The 13,333-nt window shown below is 72.8% G+C and carries 13 protein-coding genes; 6 read left to right on the top strand and 7 right to left on the bottom strand.

Annotated features, from left to right (window positions below; all coding sequences use genetic code 11):
• Window positions 1–36: 36 nt before the first annotated feature.
• From QF030_RS07105 to QF030_RS07115, 3 genes are all read right to left on the bottom strand, one after another.
• The gene (locus QF030_RS07105) at window positions 37–1,302 is read right to left on the bottom strand and encodes a sensor histidine kinase (protein WP_307161797.1); all 1,266 of its coding nucleotides are present in this window, start codon (window positions 1,300–1,302) and stop codon (window positions 37–39) included.
• 360 nt (window positions 1,303–1,662) lie between these two features.
• On the bottom strand, window positions 1,663–2,103 hold the full coding sequence (locus QF030_RS07110) for a hypothetical protein (RefSeq protein WP_307161798.1): 441 nt from the start codon (window positions 2,101–2,103) through the stop codon (window positions 1,663–1,665).
• Window positions 2,104–2,380: 277 nt separating this feature from the next.
• Window positions 2,381–3,082 carry a TetR/AcrR family transcriptional regulator gene (locus QF030_RS07115; protein WP_307161799.1) on the bottom strand — a complete coding sequence of 234 codons (702 nt, stop codon included), beginning with the start codon at window positions 3,080–3,082 and terminating at the stop codon, window positions 2,381–2,383.
• A 164-nt stretch (window positions 3,083–3,246) separates the two neighbouring features.
• On the opposite strand from QF030_RS07115, the gene QF030_RS07120 reads away from it, so the two are divergent.
• Entirely contained in the window at window positions 3,247–3,702 is a 456-nt protein-coding gene (locus tag QF030_RS07120; protein ID WP_307161800.1) for a nitroreductase family deazaflavin-dependent oxidoreductase, read from the top strand.
• A gap of 54 nt (window positions 3,703–3,756) precedes the next feature.
• Here the strand turns inward: QF030_RS07120 and QF030_RS07125 are convergent, their stop codons facing one another.
• Window positions 3,757–5,028, bottom strand: coding sequence for a geranylgeranyl reductase family protein (locus QF030_RS07125; protein ID WP_307161801.1), 1,272 nt, complete (start codon window positions 5,026–5,028; stop codon window positions 3,757–3,759).
• Window positions 5,029–5,221: 193 nt separating this feature from the next.
• Between QF030_RS07125 and QF030_RS07130 the strand changes: the two genes are divergently transcribed.
• The gene (locus QF030_RS07130) at window positions 5,222–6,577 is read left to right on the top strand and encodes a dipeptidase (RefSeq protein WP_307161802.1); all 1,356 of its coding nucleotides are present in this window, start codon (window positions 5,222–5,224) and stop codon (window positions 6,575–6,577) included.
• Window positions 6,578–6,966: 389 nt separating this feature from the next.
• Here the strand turns inward: QF030_RS07130 and QF030_RS07135 are convergent, their stop codons facing one another.
• Window positions 6,967–8,010, bottom strand: a complete 1,044-nt coding sequence (locus QF030_RS07135) for an NUDIX hydrolase (protein WP_307161803.1) — start codon at window positions 8,008–8,010, stop codon at window positions 6,967–6,969.
• 151 nt (window positions 8,011–8,161) lie between these two features.
• Entirely contained in the window at window positions 8,162–8,356 is a 195-nt protein-coding gene (locus QF030_RS07140; protein ID WP_307161804.1) for a hypothetical protein, read from the bottom strand.
• Window positions 8,357–8,471: 115 nt separating this feature from the next.
• Between QF030_RS07140 and QF030_RS07145 the strand changes: the two genes are divergently transcribed.
• The gene (locus QF030_RS07145; protein ID WP_307161805.1) at window positions 8,472–9,431 is read left to right on the top strand and encodes an ADP-ribosylglycohydrolase family protein; all 960 of its coding nucleotides are present in this window, start codon (window positions 8,472–8,474) and stop codon (window positions 9,429–9,431) included.
• A 250-nt stretch (window positions 9,432–9,681) separates the two neighbouring features.
• Here QF030_RS07145 and QF030_RS07150 read toward each other — a convergent pair whose 3' ends face one another.
• Window positions 9,682–10,665 carry an ROK family protein gene (locus QF030_RS07150; protein WP_307161806.1) on the bottom strand — a complete coding sequence of 328 codons (984 nt, stop codon included), beginning with the start codon at window positions 10,663–10,665 and terminating at the stop codon, window positions 9,682–9,684.
• Window positions 10,666–10,898: 233 nt separating this feature from the next.
• Between QF030_RS07150 and QF030_RS07155 the strand changes: the two genes are divergently transcribed.
• The 3 genes from QF030_RS07155 to QF030_RS07165 all read left to right on the top strand — a co-directional run bounded on the left by QF030_RS07155 (window position 10,899) and on the right by QF030_RS07165 (window position 13,157).
• Window positions 10,899–11,936: a LacI family DNA-binding transcriptional regulator gene (locus tag QF030_RS07155; RefSeq protein WP_307161807.1), complete on the top strand. Its 1,038-nt coding sequence runs from the start codon at window positions 10,899–10,901 to the stop codon at window positions 11,934–11,936.
• A 7-nt stretch (window positions 11,937–11,943) separates the two neighbouring features.
• On the top strand, window positions 11,944–12,681 hold the full coding sequence (locus tag QF030_RS07160) for a hypothetical protein (protein ID WP_307161808.1): 738 nt from the start codon (window positions 11,944–11,946) through the stop codon (window positions 12,679–12,681).
• An 86-nt stretch (window positions 12,682–12,767) separates the two neighbouring features.
• Entirely contained in the window at window positions 12,768–13,157 is a 390-nt protein-coding gene (locus tag QF030_RS07165; RefSeq protein ID WP_307161809.1) for a VOC family protein, read from the top strand.
• Window positions 13,158–13,333: the final 176 nt, after the last annotated feature.

Below are 13,333 nucleotides of genomic sequence, written 5' to 3' on the forward strand. Positions count from 1 at the left end.
CAACGGGTTCCGCGAGGCCGGCCGGTTCCGCCTCGTTCACTGATCCTCACCGGCCCTCGTAGGCAGTACGGCGAGGACCCGGAAACCGCCGTCGGGCCGCGGTCCCGCCTCGATCGTGCCACCCAGGGCCGCGGCCCGCTCCCGCATCCCGGCCAGTCCGTTGCCACTGCCGCCCGCGTCGGCGCCGGACGCCGGACCGTCGTCGTCGACGCGCAGCCGAAGCGTCCCGTCGGCCTGCTCGAACCGCACACGCGCGTGGCGCGAACGGGAGTGGCGTACGACGTTGGTGAGGGCCTCCTGGACGATGCGGAAGGCGGCGAGATCCGTGTGCGGCGGCAACCGGGGCGGTCGGCCGGCCACCTCCACCGTGAGGCCCGCACGCGCCGCCTGCTCCACCAGTTCGGACAGCCGGTCCAGGCCCGGTGCCGGGGTGCGCGGGGCGTCCCCCGGCGTACGGAGACTGTCCAGCACTTGGCGCACCTCGCCCAGCGCCTCCTTGCTGGCGGACTTGATGGTGGTCAGCGCCGTGCGCGCCTGCTCCGGGTCGGAGTCGAGAAGCGCGAGGCCCACGCCCGACTGCACGTTGATCACCGAGAGGCTGTGCGCGAGGACGTCGTGCAGTTCGCGGGCGATCCGCAGCCTCTCCTCGTCGGCCCGCCGCCGAGTGGCCTGGGCGCGCTCGGCCCGCTCACGGGCCCACTGCTCGCGCCGGATCCGGGCCAGCTCGGCGATCGCCACGATCGCCACGACCCACCCCGCGACGACGATCTCCTGCCCGAAGGGGGCCGGATCGTCGCCGGTGGGCGGCAACCACCGGTACAGCCAGTGCGCGACCAGCAGATGGACGGTCCAGAGCAGGCCGAGGGCCGTCCACGCGGCCCGCCGGTGCCCGGCGACGACGGCGTGGAAGCAGGCCACGGCCACGGTCACGAAGACGGGACCGTACGGATAGCCGGCGCCCAGGTAGAACGCGGCGGTGGACGCCGTGCCGAACACGACGGCCACCGGTTGTCGCTGCCGCCACAGCAGCAGCGCGCAAGCCAGCACCAGCAGCACGCGTGCGAAGGTGTCGAGCGGCGCCCGCTCACCCTCCTGCGCTTGGGCGGCGAAGTGCGAGCCGACGAGGACGAAAGCGGTGAGCAGCAGGGTGGATCGCCAGGGCCACCGCGCGGCCCGCGCAGCCAGGTCCGCGCCGTCCTCCCGGTCTCGCCGGCGGCCTTCGCGGCGGCGCGGCCAGGACGGCGGCCGGTGCGACCCCTGCTGTCCCTGGTCGCCGCGGCCCCGCGTCCGCTCTTCTTCCATGTCCGCCACGCTAGACGCCGTCGGGCGCGCCGGACGTCCGCCGGGCGAGGTGATCAGCCGTACTCCCCTGGAAGTACGCGCCGCCCCTGCCGCGCGGCCCGCTGGGACCGTCGATGACCTTCATCGTCGGCTCCGTGTCGCCGGGCGCCGGGCGCGTGGCGCGTGTCCGCGGAACCGCGATGCCCGGCTCGCCCGCTGAGGCGGTCCGTGCGGTCCGTGCGGACGGCACGGCTGTCGACGTCTCAGTCAGCACGCGACGGGCCGGCGCTCGAAGTCGCTGACCGCGCACCATGTGCTCTGCGAGCGGCTTGGGGCCAAGTGGGCGGGGTTGCCGAACGCGTGTGCGCTACTGGTCCGCGGTCAGCGGCGGCCGGTGGCCAGGATGACGAGGAACTGGCCGCCGCCCGGCTCGATGTCGGCGGTCACCGGCAGTCCCGGTACCAGTCGGGAGAACCGGTCCACGAGCCAATCCGCCGCTTCCTGGGCGTCCTGCCTGGTCGGACAACGGCCCACCATCTCGCGGCCCCCCTTGCGCTCCAGCCTCCCGGCAACGGTGATCAGCGGCGCGGGTTCGACCACGTACAGGTGGTCCGGCCAGGCGACGACCACCTTGACCGCGCCCTTACGGCTGTTGCACCCGCGGTGCGCGAGCCGCTCGGCGACCTTGGCCTTCCGGTCGGCGGTCCGGCTGTCCACGCTGGGCCCCTGCGCGTCGTTCACCGACTTGCCGGGGTCGACCGGTTCGTCGCACACCCAACACCGCCAGCCGTCGCGCTCAGCCACATCATCAAGGAGACTCACCCGAGCAAACTAGCCTGCCCGGCCACCACGCCGCGCACCAGGGCCTCGGCAACCGGCGAGCCGTGATCCATGCCGTTCCGAACAACATGGGAATGATCGGAATCTCCGGCCACCGACCGACCCCTGGGGCAGTGCGAGAACCCGGTGGACATCACGTAGGCCGACGGCAGGCGTGGGCGGCATGAAGCGGGAAGAGATCTGGGACGCGGACGTCGCCCAACGCTATGACACGCCCGGCCGGCATGTTCGCGCCTGACGTCCTGGAGTCGACCGTCAACTAGCGCAGTCCCGCCTCACGGGCAAGGCGGGTGACCGCGTAGCGGAAGAACGGCTCTCGCTCCTCCACCACCCGGTTGAACTGGCCGAACAGCTCGAAACCGACCAGCCCGTACAGCTGGGCCCACGCCGCCACCAGTGCCGTGACCGCACCCGGCGGCAGGTCGGGGGCGAGGTCGGCCGCCATCCGGACCGCCTCGGGGACCAATTCGTCGCTCAGGAGCGGCACCTCCAGCGCGTGGCTCTGGTGTGCGTCTCGCAGGATGCCGATGAGAAGCAGGCCGACGCGGGCGGCGGCGGGGACGGTCGTCCCGGGCGCGCTGTAACCGGGCACCGGCGAGCCGTAGATCAGCGCGTACTCCTGCGGATGCGCCAGCGCCCAGCCGCGTACCGCCTCGCCGACGGCGACCCAGCGCTCGACGGGAGGGACGTCGGCGTCGGCCTCCACGACCGCCGCGTGCGCCGCTTCCGCGGCCTCGCCCAGGGAGTCGTAGGCGTCGATGATGAGTGCGGTGAGCAGGTCGTCGCGGCTCGGGAAGTAGCGGTAGAGAGCGGAGGAGACCATGCCGAGCTCGCGGGCCACGGCTCGCAGCGAGAGCCTGGCCGCGCCGTCGGACGCGAGTTGTCTGCGGGCCTCCTCCTTGATGGCGACGGTGACTTCGATCCTGGCCCGGGCGCGTGCCCCTCGAACGATGCTGCTCATGCGTCCCAGTGTCCCACGAAGACAGAGCGCCGCACCCGATCGAGATCACCGTACAAAAGAGAGAGCACCGCTCTTGCTCTGGAGGGGCGTCCTACGTCACACTCGAACCGAGCGAGAGCAGTGCTCACACTTTCGGTCCCGTTCCCGTTCAGGAGGCAGCAACCATGTCCGCCCATGTACAGAAGCCCGGCTGGTTCACCGTCAACGTCTTCAACCGCACCGTGGCCTGGCTGATCCGCCGGGGTCTGAGCGTGTGGGGGTCCCGGGTGCTGGCGGTCCGCGGCCGCAAGAGCGGCCAGTGGCGGACCACCCCCGTCAACCTGCTGACCGTGGGCGGTCAGCAGTACCTGATCGCCCCGCGCGGCCACGTGCAGTGGACGCACAACATGCGGGCGGTGGGCGGCGGCGAGCTGCGCCTCGGCAGAACCGTGGAGGAGTTCACGGCGGTAGAGGTCGCCGACGACGACAAGACGCCGTTGCTGCGCGCCTATCTCAAGCGGTGGAAGGCCGAGGTCGGCGTCTTCTTCAACGGGGTGGGTCCGGACTCCCCGGACGCCGAGATGCGCCGTATCGCCCCCGACCACCCGGTGTTCCGGATCACCGTCACGAACCGACGGTGATCCCCGCGCCCCTGGGGTCAGGACACGAACCGCCGGTGATCCGCACCCCCGGGTTCAGGAGCCGCTCTCCTCGGCCACCGGTCCGGCCTTCGGCACCTGCCGCCGGTCCACGGCGCTCAGCGCCCGCTGGGCCATCGGATGCGAGCGGATGAGCTCGCCCAGGGTCGTCCGACCGCGGGTGATGTCGGTGAAGGCCCGCCAGGCGGGGCGGACGCCGGTGAGGGCCGCGTGGAAGAGTCCGGGGCGACGCTCGAAGAGGGTGAGCAGCCGCTTGCCGACGCTCATCTCCACACCGAGGCCGGCCTTGATCGCGAAGGCGTAGTTCAGCGCCTGACGGCGGGCGTCCACCGCGTCGTGCGCCTCGGAGACACGGACCGCCCACTCACCGGCGAGCCGGCCCGAGCGCAGCGCGAAGGAGATGCCCTCCCGGGTCCACGGCTCCAGCAACCCCGCCGCGTCACCGCACACGAGCACCCGCCCGCGCGACAGCGGGGAGTCGTCGGCCCGGCAGCGGGTCAGATGGCCGGAGGAGATGCTCGGCTCGAACCCGGCGAGGCCGAGCCGCCCGATGAAGTCCTCGAGATAGCGCTTGGTCGCCGCGCCTTCGCCACGCGCCGAGATGACGCCGACCGTCAGCGTGTCTCCCTTGGGGAACACCCAGCCGTAGCTGCCGGGCATCGGACCCCAGTCGATGAGGACACGCCCCTTCCAGTCCTCGGCGACCGTCTCCGGCACCGGGATCTCCGACTCCAGGCCGAGATCCACCTGGTCGAGCTTCACCCCGACATGCGCTCCTATGCGGCTCGCGCTGCCGTCCGCGCCGACCACCGCGCGCGCCAGGAGCGTCTCGCCGCCCTGGAGGACGACCGCGACCGTGCGCCGGTCCGGCACCGCCGATCCGTGCTGCTCGACCCGCTGCACGGTGACGCCCGTGCGCAGCTCGGCGCCCGCCTTCTGGGCGTGTTCGACGAGCTGCTGGTCGAACTCGGGCCGGTTGATCAGCCCGAACAGCATCTGCCGGGAACGGCGGGTGCGGGTGAAGCGCCCGTTGTTCGAGAAGGTCACCGCATGCACCCGGTCGCGGAAGGGCAGTTCGAAGCCGGGTGGCAGCGCGTCGCGGGAGGGGCCGATGATGCCGCCGCCGCACGTCTTGTAGCGGGGCAGCTCCGCCTTCTCCAGCAACAGCACCCGCCGTCCCGTGACAGCCGCCGCATAGGCGGCCGAAGCCCCTGCGGGGCCCGCGCCCACCACGACGACGTCCCACACCTGCCGCGCGTCGTCCGCCGAAGAGTTCTCGTCGTCCGCCGGAGAGTTCTCGCTGCTCACGATGGTCTACTGCTCCTGATCAAGCCGCTTGCCGCACCTGTCCCCCGCATCCTACGGCGGAGATCGCCACGGTCCGCTGTGGGAGGATCGGCGGCGCGCGCGCCCCACATCCCGGCAGGCGCGTACCCTCGCACGGTCACCCGTACGAACCAGTACACACCAGCACAACGTCGCACCCACCAGGAGCGTGCCCATGTCGTCGAATCCGGTCGCCGAGACCATAGCCTCGCTGCTGCCCAGGGCACGGGCGGAGCTCGCCGAGCTGGTGGCCTTCAGGTCGGTGGCGGACTTCGACCAGTTCCCCAGGAGCGAGAGCGAGGCCGCCGCGAACTGGATCGCGGACGCGCTGCGCGCCGAGGGCTTCCAGGACGTGGCCCTGCTCGACACCCCGGACGGCACGCAGTCGGTGTACGGCCATCTGCCGGGCCCCGCCGGTGCCCGCACGGTCCTGCTCTACGCCCACTACGACGTGCAGCCGCCGCTGGACGAGGCCGGCTGGACCTCCCCGCCGTTCGAGCTGACGGAGCGCGACGGCCGCTGGTACGGCCGCGGCAGCGCCGACTGCAAGGGCGGCGTCATCATGCACCTGCTCGCGCTGCGCGCCCTGAAGGCGAACGGGGGCGTCCCGGTCGGCGTGAAGGTGATCGTGGAGGGCTCCGAGGAGCAGGGCACCGGCGGTCTCGAGCGGTACGCGGAGCAGCACCCCGACCTGCTGGCGGCCGACACCATCGTCATCGGCGACGCGGGCAACTTCCGGGTGGGTCTGCCGACCGTCACCTCCACCCTGCGCGGCATGACCATGATGCGGGTGCGGATCGACACGCTCGCAGGCAATCTGCACTCCGGCCAGTTCGGCGGGGCCGCACCGGACGCGCTGGGCGCGCTGATCCGCGTGCTGGACTCGCTGCGCGCCGAGGACGGCTCCACGACCGTGGACGGCCTCACCGACGACGCGCGCTGGGAGGGTCTCCAGTACGACGAGGCGCAGTTCCGTCGGGACGCCAAGGTCCTGGGCGGCGTCGGCCTGATCGGTTCCGGCACGGTCGCCGACCGCATCTGGGCCCGCCCCGCCGTCACCGTCCTGGGCATCGACTGCCCGCCGGTCGTCGGCGCCACCCCGTCCGTACAGGCGGCTGCCCGCGCGCTGATCAGCCTCCGGGTGGCGCCGGGCACGGACGCGGCCGAGGCCACGAAGCTGCTGCAGGCCCATCTCGAGGCCCACACACCGTGGGGCGCGCGCGTGAGCACCGAGGAGATCGGCCAGGGACAGCCGTTCAGCGCCGACACCTCCAGCCCGGCGTACGCGGCGATGGCCGACGCGATGTCGGTCGCCTACCCCGGTCAGGACATGCAGTACGCGGGTCAGGGCGGTTCCATCCCGCTGTGCAACACCCTGGCCGCGCTCTACCCGCAGGCGGAGATCCTGCTCATCGGCCTGAGCGAGCCGGAGGCGCGGATCCACGCGGTCGACGAGAGCGTGTCTCCCGAGGAACTGGAGCGGCTCTCGGTGGCGGAGGCCCTGTTCCTGCGCAACTACGCGGCCGGCTGATCCGCCCTGCCGTCGGTCGGCAGAGGGCCTCGCCCGCACACCGGGCGGGGCCCTCTCCGTGGTCGCCCCAGGCACCTCATGGAGCCCCGCGCTCCGTCGCGCGAGGCCGGCCGACTCCGGGGTGACCGTCGCGCCCGTACCGGCTCTCACTTGGTGAAGCGGCTGGTCACCGGCCTGTACGGGTACAGCGGCGAGGAACGTGCGGCATTCGTGCGTGCGCCTGGGGGTCTGCGGCCCGAGGGCATCCCGGACGGGGCCGCCGCGCTCGTCATCGGGCACGTCCCGGCCGCCGAGGCGATGGAGGGGTCCGAGCCGCGGTTCCGGGAGACGTGCCGGTCGGCTGTTCTTCCGACGAAGGCGCTGCCGCGGGTCAGTCCCCGTGACCGCCCTCACTCGGTCGGCACGCCCGCCTCCAGATAGAGGGCCGCCCCGCGTTCGCGGGCTCGCAGCGCCCAGCGCAGCCGCTCGTAGCGGACCGGCGGCAGCAGATCGGCCGCCTCCTCCTCCGTGACGAAGCGCCAGGCCCGCAGTTCGGGGCCGGGCAGCAGCAGGCCCGCGACGGCGGCGGGGTCGAGGCGTCCGCCGTCGAAGAGAAGGCGCAGCCCACCGTAGGCGGGAGGCCTCGGCCGTTCCCAGTCGACGACCAGCAGCCGGGGTGCGTCGTCGAGCCGGATCCCGGTCTCCTCCTCGACCTCGCGCACGCCCGCGCGCGCGGGCGCCTCGCCGGGCTCCACCACCCCGCCGGGGAACTCCCAGCCGGGCTTGTAGGTCGGGTCCACGAGCAGCACCCGGTCCCGCTCGTCGAAGAGGAGGACTCCGGCGGCCACCGTCTCGGCGGTGGGCTCGGGGGTCTGCACGATCTCGCACGCGGCCACCGCGCCGCTGCCGACGGCCTCCGCGATCCGGGCTGCCGTCTCTCGCGGAGTGAGGACTCCGTTGTCGACGGGGTGGGCGTCGGCGGTGAGCCAGGAGGCGAGGGCCGCGTGGTACGGCTCGATGTGGTCGTACGACCACTGCCGGATCCGTATCTCGCCGTCGGGAAGGTCCGGGGGGACCTCGCGGGCGGCTATTCGCTCGCGCAGGATCGTTTCCCCGGGGGCGAGGAGCACATGCCGGACGGGGATCCGGCGGGCGGCGAGGCCGCCGAAGATCTCGTCGCGGTACTCCTGGCGCAGCAAGGTCATGGGGACGACGAGGGTGCCGCCCAGCTCGGCGAGCAGCGCGGCCGCCGTGTCGATGACGAGCCGTCGCCAGATCGGCAGGTCCTGGAAGTCGCCGGCCTCGGCGAGGCGTTTGGGCGGCAGCAGGTGCGGAAGTGCTCCGCCGATGACCTCGGGATCGAAGAGCGTGCTGTTCGGGATCAGGTCGATCAATTCCCGTGCGGTGGTGGTCTTCCCCGCACCGAACGCGCCGTTGATCCAGACGACGGTCACGGTTCCCCCTCTTCTGTTGGCCCCCTGTGGCTTGCCCGCTCCACCCTGCCACGGAAACCAGTTCCCGTTGAGGGCGCACGAACGCCGTGGCGCCGGCCCCCTCAGCGGTGGGCTGCCGACGCCACGGCGTCCGTGGTCCCGGGCCGGTCCGTCAGTCGTTCTGCCCCAGGGCGTTGTCGTCGATGGCCAGGCTGTCACTGGCGAGGGTGTGGTCGAGCGTGCTGAGCGTGTCGCCCACGTTCAGTCCTTCGAGGTCCGCACCGCTCAGGCCGTGCGAGGGGGTGATCGCCGCGACGACGAAACCGGTGGCGAGGGAGGCGATGGCGAGCATGCTGCGCTTCTTCATACGCGGATCAACGGCCGCGGCGGGCGCGGGTCACGCGTCACCGCCGAATACACGCGCGCGATCGACCGGTCTGCGGCGAGAATGCCGTGGTCACCGACGATTCGGAGGTTACGCCATGATCGGCCCGCAGCATGCCCACGCCTGCCTGGACGGTCTGGTGACCGGCGACGCCTTCGGTGACAGCTGGTTCACCCGCTCCGACGAGCCCGCCGAGGAGCTGTGGGCGGCGCGGGAGCCGCGTCCCGCGCCGTGGCCGTGGACGGACGACTCGGCGATGGCCTTCGTCCTGTTCGCCCATCTCACGGAGTACGGAGAGGTCCTACCGGGCGCCCTGGCGCGGCAGTTCGCCGCCGAGTACCAACGCGACCCGGGGCGCAAGTACGGCCCGTCCATGCACAGTGTGCTGCGGCGCGTCGGCGAGGGCGAGGACTGGCGGACGGTGACGGCGGGGCAGTTCGGCGGACAGGGTTCGTACGGCAACGGCGCAGCGATGCGGGTCGCGCCGCTGGGCGCCTGGTTCCGGGACGATCTCGCCGCAGTCCGCGAGCAGGCCCGGCTGTCCGCGCTGGCCACCCATGCCCATCCCGAGGCGGTCGCGGGTGCGGTGGCCGTCGCGGTCGCCGCCGCGCTGGCGGCCGCCGGCGCGGGCGGGGACGCCGCCGGGCGCGCCGCGTTCCTGCGGGAGGTCGCCTCGCACCTTCCGGACAGCGACGTCCGCTCCGGGCTGTCGGTGGCCGCGGCCCTTCCCGAGCGCACCTCGGTGCGCCACGCGGCCTCCGTGCTGGGCTCGGGGACGCTGATCTCGGCCCCGGACACCGTGCCGTTCGCCCTCTGGTCCGCCGCCGGGCACCCGGACGACCTCCCCGAGGCGCTGTGGCAGACCGTCGGGGGATGGGGGGACCGCGACACGACCTGCGCCATCGCGGGAGGCGTGGTCGCTTCCCGGACCGGCACGGGCGGCGTGCCCGCCGTCTGGCGGCAGTCCTGCGAGGCCATCCCCGCCTGGAGCGGCTGGGACGCGGTCACGGCGGGCGGAACGGCGGCCGGAACGGCGGGCGGGCACACCGTCGAGTGACCGACTGCGGGCGGCGCCCGCCGCTCCGGTGGGCGCCGCCCGCAGTACCAGTACCAGTACCAGCACCAGTCCCCGCCCCGACCCCGACCGGTGGTCGCCCGTCGCAGGCACCTGCGCACGGGCACACCAGCGCCTCCCGCACCCGCACCCAGGCCAGCACCCAGGCCAACACCAACAGCCTCAGGTCCGTAGCCGCCCCCTCGGGCCGCCTCGACGCGCCGGAACGTTCCTGTACCGGCAACCGCAGGCGTCAGACCCCCGCCGCCGTGGCGCCCGCCCCCGCCCCGGCTGCCGCGCCGGCCCCCGCGCCGGCCGACAGCGCCGCCGCGGCCGCGCCCACCAGGCCCGCGTCCGTGCCCATCTGCGCGGGGGTCACGGTCAGGCGCTGGACGAAGGACAAGGTGGCGTACTCGCGGAGCGCCCGGCGCAGGGGCGCGAAGAGCACCTCGCCCGCCTTGCCCACGCCCCCGCCGATCACCGCGATGTCGATCTCGACGAGGGTCGCGGTGGCCGCGATGCCGGCGGCCAAGGCCTGGGCTGCCCGCTCGAAGGAGGCCACGGCGACCGGGTCGCCCGCGCGGGCGGCGGCGGCCACCGCCGCAGCGGAGGCGTCACCGTCGGGGCCGGGCAGCCAGCCGTTCTCCAGGGCCCGTCGGGCGATGTTGGGGCCGCTGGCGATACGTTCCACACAGCCGCGCCCGCCACACGGGCACAGGTCTCCGTCGAGTTCCACGCTGATGTGGCCGATGTGTCCGGCGTTGCCGGTGGGTCCCGGGTGCAGTCGGCCGCCCAGGACCAGGCCGCCGCCCACGCCGGTCGAGACCACCATGCACAGCGCGTTGTCGTGACCGCGGGCGGCGCCTTGCCAGTGTTCGGCCGCCGTGATCGCCACGCCGTCGCCGATGAGCTCGACCGGGAGGTTTCCCGTCGCCGCCCGTACCCGGTCGACCAGCGGGAAGTCGCGCCAGCCCGGCACGTTGACCGGGCTGACCGTGCCCGCCGAGGCGTCCACCGGCCCCGCGCTGCCGATGCCGACGGCCCGGACGCGCCCCCACAGCGGAGCCGCGGTCAGCTCCGCCAGCGTCTCCTCGACGGCCCGCATCACGGTGTCGCCGTTCTCCTGGGCGGGCGTGGGGCGCTGAGCGCGGGCCAGGATCGTGCCGTCGCCGTCCACCAGCGCTCCGGCGATCTTGGTGCCGCCGATGTCGAGCGCGGCCACGAGGTCGGTGTACATCAGTCTGGTTTCTCCCGGTCCACCATGGAAAAAGCTGGCCGGTCCAGCGGTTGGGGGACGCGGGCCGGAGATGCGGTGGACAGTGTCTCCCGCATCTGACAACGTTGTCCAGGCTCTATGCTCGACGCCACATCCTCATACAAACCCTGGGACCCACGCATCCCCGTCCGCAACATCGCATGGACGGAGTGCATGGCCGACCTCCCGTGGACGACAGGACAGGACACAGCATCGTGCCCGAGACGCAGCGCCGGCCCGAGAGCCGCTACGGCAACCGTCCCACCATGAAGGATGTCGCAGCCCGCGCCGGAGTCGGCCTCAAGACGGTCTCACGCGTGGTGAACGGCGAGACGGGCGTCACGCCCGTAACCGAACGCCGGGTCCAGGAGGCCATCGACGCGCTCGGCTTCCGTCGCAACGACAGCGCCCGGGTACTGCGCAAGGGCAGCACGGCCAGCATCGGCCTGGTCCTCGAGGACCTCGCGGACCCGTTCTACGGCCCGCTCAGCCGCGCGGTGGAGGAGGTGGCCCGCGCCCACGGCGCACTGCTCATCAACGGCTCCAGCGCCGAGGACCCGGACCGGGAGCAGGAACTGGCGCTGGCGCTGTGCGCGCGCCGGGTGGACGGACTGGTGGTGATCCCGGCCGGCGACGACCACCGGTACCTGGAGCCCGAGATCAAGGCGGGCGTCGCCACGGTGTTCGTGGACCGCCCGGCCGGGCAGATCGACGCCGACTGCGTCCTGTCGGACAACTTCGGCGGCGCCCGCGAGGGCGTGACCCATCTGGTGTCGCACGGGCACCGCCGGATCGGCTTCATCGGCGACATGCCCCGCATCCACACCGCCGCCGAGCGGTTGCGCGGCTACCGGGCGGCGATGGAGGACGCCGGCATACCGGTCGAGGACGCCTGGATGTCGCTGGGCGCCACCGATCCCCTGCGGGTGCGCCGCGCGGCCGAGGAGATGCTGTCCGGGCCCGCGCCGGTCACGGCGATCTTCTCGGGCAACAACCGGGTGACGGTCACCGTGATCCGGGTGCTCGCCGAGCGGGCCCGGCGGGTCGCCCTGGTGGCCTTCGACGACCTGGAGCTCGCCGACCTGCTCCAGCCCGGGGTCACGGTGGTCGCGCAGGACGCGGCCACGATCGGCCGGACCGCCGCCGAGCGTCTGTTCGGGCAGCTGGACGGCACTCTGATCGCCCCCGAGCGCATCGAACTGCCGACCCGGCTCGTCACGCGCGGCTCCGGCGAGCTGCCGCCGGCCGACTGAGGCGCCCATGGACGCCCGCGACGAGCACCGCACACTCAGCGCGCTGGGCCTGGCCGACGCTCCGCGCGACCATCCGCTGAGCTATCCCGGCGCGTGGCCGACCGGGTCCGGGCTGCTGCGGGGTGACGAGCTGCTGCCGCTGGACCGGCTGACGCATCCCGGCCGCACGCCGGTCGTCGCCGTCGGCTCCAACGCCAGTCCCGCCCAACTGCGGCACAAGATGGCCGAGTTCGGCGTCTCCTCGACCGTGCCCATGGTGAAGGCCCGGGTGACGGGCCTCGACATCGGCGTCTCCGCACATATCAGCCGCCCCGGTTATGTGCCCGCGTCCCCCATCGGCGCCCCCGGCGTCATGCGGGAGTTGTTCGTCATCTGGCTGGACCCGGAACAACTCGCCCTGATCGACGCGACGGAGCCGAACTACGACCGGGTCCTGCTGCTCGCGCCGGGTTTCGGGGTGGAACTGGAGAACGGCGAGGCCCTCCTCGACGCGTTCGCGTACGTGAATCATCATGGAGTGCTCCACCACGGCGACGGCGCCCCCCGCAGACACCCCGGCCAGCGCGCCCTGATCACAGAACTCCTCGCACGGTCAACGGCGTTGAGGCAGTTGTTCGGGACGACCCCGGAAGAGTTCTGCTCCCGTGCGCGGGCCGACGCGGGACGGCGCGTGCAGGGCACCCGCCTGTTCGCGGAGGAGAAGTGGGTGACCGCGTCCGGCCTGGAACATCTGCGTGTCCGATAAAGTGACCGCACGGCATCGCGTGTCGGTCACCGGCCGGGTGAGGCATGGAGGTGCCCGTGAGTTTGCCTTACGGAGGCATTCCACACATGTCGGTCGAGTTGAACCACACCATCATCCACTCCCGTGACAACCGGGAGTCCGCCGAGTTCCTGGCCCACGTCCTGGGGCTCGAGGTCGGTCCCGAGTGGGGCCCGTTCGTCCCGGTGAACACCAGCAACGGCGTCACCCTCGACTTCGCCAGCATCCCGGAGGAGTCGATCGTCATGCAGCACTACGCCTTCCTCGTCGCGGACGAGGAGTTCGACGCGGCCTTCGAGCGGATCGAGCGGGCGGGGATCACGTACTTCGCCGATCCGCACGGCAGGCAGCCGGGTGAGATCAACCGTCATCACGGCGGCCGGGGCGTCTACTTCCGGGATCCGGCCGGGCACGGCATGGAGATCATCACGCGCCCGTACGAGCTCCCGCAGTCGTAGTCACCGCTCGACAGAGGCCGGTGGAGCAGGGGCTGCGCGGTACCGTCGAACGGTGCCGCTCCTCGGAGAGGGCGCCCTGCTCCTCCGGCCGGCGCCCTTCCCGGAGGGGGCCGGTCATCGGGCACGGTGCCGGCTGGCGGGAAGCCCTGGGCCGGCCCGCCCGGCGGTCAGGTGCC

The organism is Streptomyces rishiriensis (genome assembly GCF_030815485.1).
GTDB classification, from domain to species: domain Bacteria; phylum Actinomycetota; class Actinomycetes; order Streptomycetales; family Streptomycetaceae; genus Streptomyces; species Streptomyces rishiriensis_A.